Origin of the sequence: Haloferax sp. KTX1 (assembly GCF_902410085.1) — an archaeon.
Lineage (GTDB): Archaea > Halobacteriota > Halobacteria > Halobacteriales > Haloferacaceae > Haloferax > Haloferax massiliensis.
This window is the reverse complement of record NZ_CABPRH010000385.1, coordinates 1-379: the sequence shown is the minus strand read 5'-3', so window position 1 is coordinate 379 and position 379 is coordinate 1. Positions and strand designations below refer to the sequence as shown.

Genomic DNA, 379 nt, shown 5'->3' with positions numbered 1-379 from the left:
CGCACGACCTCACTGCCCTGGTTCGGAACCGTATTCAGCCAGAGGTCGAACCCTTCTGGTTCGTCGCTCGTCTGGTCTCCCCCGACGGCGTCCGGGGCAACGTCGAGTATCGACGGTAACCCGCGCTCGGGTGCCCCGAAGGCGACGGTCATGCCGCCCTCGGCGTCGCGCCGCTCGGCCAACTGGCCGAGACGGGTCGACGTTACCGGCTCGCCGTATCGCGAGGACGCGATAGTGAGCCCGGCATCGTCGCGCGAGAGTGCCGCATCGAGGTCCGCGGCGACAACGTCGAATCCCGTTGTGGGGGCGTCGACGAGTTTCGCCCGGACCGGCCGTCGCGAAGAGACCCTGACGGTCACGCGCTCCCCCTGTTCCACGT

1 protein-coding gene is annotated in these 379 nt (G+C 68.9%); it reads right to left on the bottom strand.

Annotated elements, in window-relative coordinates; translation table 11 throughout:
* A partial coding sequence (locus FY251_RS22305; RefSeq protein ID WP_222847946.1) for an RNA methyltransferase occupies nucleotides 1–379 on the bottom strand: 379 nt, incomplete at both ends.